Here is a 2,344-nt window from a genome sequence, read left to right as displayed (position 1 = left end):
CAACGACGAGCGCCCGAAGAAGGCACTGGGCGGGCTGACCCCACGTGCCTACGCGCAGCAGCTGGCATCCACTACCATCGATCCCGGACTCTAGATCAACCCGCTACTGAGGGCGGGGGGACGTCGGCTGGAAGCGAAGTTAGGCGACGCATGGGCTCAGATCTACTCGCCAGAGGGCGAACACAGGCAGCCGCGAGAAGAGCACATCCAAGAGTATGAGCGCCTCAAGCAGGAAAAGGAGACCTTGACGGCGAAGTCAAAGGTCCAAACCGATGACATGCTTGAGGTCGCGATTGCCTACTGGATCGAGGCAAAGAATGCGCGGGACGCTAACGATGAGCTTCGAGCGCTACACGCGCTGATCGAGTGCTGGATGCACATTGGCATGACGCTTTCGCCCAAGACTGAGTCTGAGGCAAAAAGTGAGTCTGGGGCAAAACAGGGTAAGCCGGCCAGAGACAAGATCGCAGCCATCGCGACCAGCATGTTGAGCGACATGAAGGTAACCGCCCGAATGGCGGACCCGACCCATCTGCTGGGAACCATTGTTGATCGAATGGAGGAAGCCCCTGATCACGGGGAGCTTCTGGCGAAGTACGACAAGCGAGCTACCAACGGCTGGGCATCCGAGGATCCGCTGACCGATCGCCTTAGGGAAAAATTGATGAAGTGGGCTACCGATAAGCGATCCCCCTACCCTGAACTTGCAAAGGCATATAGACAGGCCCTGGCCCAAGCAGAACGGCTAAAACCGCCTACCACGCGAAATCGCAGCCGGTCAAGGCAATAGCTAGCAACCGTATAAGCAATTGCCAGTTTCCCTTCGACACTGCGCCGCACCACAACGCACTACCGCGTTGCGGCCACGAAGGAGTAAACATCAATGCCTCAACTCAGTACTTCCTGCACCGCTGGCTTTACCAACGCTCGCGTGCAAGACCATAGCCTGCCGCCTCTCCACGACCAGCTTGATCTCGAAAAAGCCATCCGCTTCATCGTCGAGACGGTGCTGTTCCCGCGCCTCGACAACCTGTCCCAGTCTATTCGCGATCTGGCCGCAAATGACCATCGCTTCGTCGACAAGACGGCTGTTTACCGTCTGCCCGTCCTCTTGAAGCGACTCGGCATCTCGAAAAGCACGTGGTACGCCTGGAAGAATGAGAAATCGGCCTCCTACGATCCCACCCTCCCACAAGCCATCAAGCTGGGGGAGCACCCGCGCAGCCCCGTAGTCTGGCGCAAACACGAGATCGAGGCGTGGATTGAAGCCCGCGCTATTGCCTCCCGTGCGTCCGTCAACGGAGGCGCGGCATGACTAGCGCATCTCCCTTCGCAGACAACCACCTCGCCGACATCAGCGCCCAAGCGGACGAAATGGCGTCGGCCCTGCGCACGTTGAAGCCCAAAGTCCAGCATCGCAGGACTCAGTTGTTCTCCTTGTTGTATCCGGTGATCGTCGAGCTGCTCGAAAACAGCATCACCCAGAAGTCGATCCTGGAGATGCTTGAAGAAAAGGGGTTGAAGCTGCACCCGTCCCGCTTCAAGGAACTGATGGCTGCTGAAGCCGAGAAACGCCGGGCACAAAGCCACGTGGTCGACGAGGAGGAGGTCGCATGAACGATTACAGCCCACCGCGTGCTTACCCGATCGCTGCCTTGTACAGTGTCATTCGCGACGCGGTCCTCGAAGTGCAACGCAATCTGCAGGCTCCCGACGCGCTCATCGCGGGTTCGTTCCTCACCGCAATGTCTGTCGCCTGCCAGGGCGACGCGGACGTCGTACTCCCCACCGGGCAGGTCCGTCCGGTCTCACTGGATGTTCTTGTCATTGCCGACTCTGGCGAGCGCAAGACGGCAACCGACAGCATCGTCTGTGCGCCCATCTACGCGCATGACGAGGAGATGGCGCAGAAGCACAATACGGCCCTCCTCACTTACAAGGCTGACCGCCGTTTCTGGGAGGCCCAAGATGCGGCGATCCAACGCAAGATTGCCAAGGCGCTGAACCGCGGTGAAGACATCGAACACCTGCGGGTCGAGCTCATCAAGCACGGCGAGCATGAGCCCAGCAAACCGGTTCGCGCGCGCATCGTGCATCAGAACATCACCGAACGCCCATTGATGGAGGCCATGCAAGGCAACGGCAAGTCCATCGCAATCCTCAGCGATGAAGGAGAGGTGGTGTTGAAGGGTGGTGCGATGAGCAAGCTGGGCACGCTTGACCTGCCCCCAGCAGCCGTACCACCAGTTACTGGGAGAGTCCGGGGTTGAAGGGTACTGCGGATGTGGCGGTTTGGGTTCGGTGGTTGGCGGCGAACTGTGCCGGCGGGATGCGGCCGCAACTG

General features: G+C 59.6%; 4 protein-coding genes. All 4 read left to right on the top strand.

From position 1 onward, the window contains the following. Nucleotides 1-244: 244 nt before the first annotated feature. The 4 genes from KB893_RS18115 (at nt 245) to KB893_RS18100 (ending at nt 2,270) form a co-directional block, all read left to right on the top strand. The gene (locus KB893_RS18115) at nt 245-790 is read left to right on the top strand and encodes a hypothetical protein (protein ID WP_211927685.1); all 546 of its coding nucleotides are present in this window, start codon (nt 245-247) and stop codon (nt 788-790) included. 93 nt (nt 791-883) lie between these two features. After that, nucleotides 884-1,315 (top strand): helix-turn-helix transcriptional regulator, encoded by a 432-nt coding sequence (locus tag KB893_RS18110; RefSeq protein WP_211927684.1) that lies wholly within the window; start codon nt 884-886, stop codon nt 1,313-1,315. Beyond that, on the top strand, nt 1,312-1,617 hold the full coding sequence (locus KB893_RS18105; RefSeq protein WP_211927683.1) for a hypothetical protein: 306 nt from the start codon (nt 1,312-1,314) through the stop codon (nt 1,615-1,617). The genes KB893_RS18110 and KB893_RS18105 overlap by 4 nt, the downstream gene beginning before the upstream one ends. Continuing rightward, nucleotides 1,614-2,270 carry a DUF3987 domain-containing protein gene (locus KB893_RS18100; protein ID WP_213173970.1) on the top strand — a complete coding sequence of 219 codons (657 nt, stop codon included), beginning with the start codon at nt 1,614-1,616 and terminating at the stop codon, nt 2,268-2,270. The genes KB893_RS18105 and KB893_RS18100 overlap by 4 nt, the downstream gene beginning before the upstream one ends. Nucleotides 2,271-2,344 lie beyond the last annotated feature (74 nt).

Source organism: Coralloluteibacterium stylophorae, assembly GCF_018122625.2.
GTDB lineage: Bacteria > Pseudomonadota > Gammaproteobacteria > Xanthomonadales > Xanthomonadaceae > Coralloluteibacterium > Coralloluteibacterium stylophorae.
This window is presented reverse-complemented; position numbering and strand designations above follow the sequence as displayed.